The sequence below is a fragment of the Streptomyces niveiscabiei genome (assembly GCF_001419795.1).
GTDB classification, from domain to species: Bacteria; Actinomycetota; Actinomycetes; order Streptomycetales; family Streptomycetaceae; genus Streptomyces; species Streptomyces niveiscabiei.
In genome coordinates, this window is record NZ_LIRL01001326.1 from 1 (window position 1) to 382 (window position 382).

Genomic DNA, 382 nt, shown 5'->3' on the forward strand with positions numbered 1-382 from the left:
GCGGCGGACCAGTCCGGCGAGGTCGCGGCGGGCAGCGGCCGTCTCGGGGACTTTGCGCAGGTCGGCGTTGCTGAGTTTCGCGCCGTCCAGGGTTGTCAGCAGGTCGGCGTCCCACGCGCGCAGGTCGTCGGGGTCCACCAGGTGTTCGGCGAGTTCGGCGTCGAGCGCGAGGAGGTCGGCGGTCAGGTCGTGGCCGGAGCGGGATCGGGCAAGACGACCGTCATGGCCGCGCGCGTGGTGTGGCTGGTCGGCACCGGACAGGTCGCCCCGGAACAGGTCCTCGGCCTCACGTTCACCAACAAGGCGGCCGGCGAACTCGCCGAACGCGTCCGCAAGGCCCTGGTCGCGGCGGGCGTCACCGACCCCGACCCCGTCGACCCGG

General features: G+C 73.6%; 1 protein-coding gene. It reads left to right on the top strand.

The window, feature by feature from the left end:
• Positions 1–141: 141 nt before the first annotated feature.
• A partial coding sequence (locus AOK24_RS52030; protein ID WP_420876739.1) for a UvrD-helicase domain-containing protein occupies positions 142–382 on the top strand: 241 nt, incomplete at its 3' end.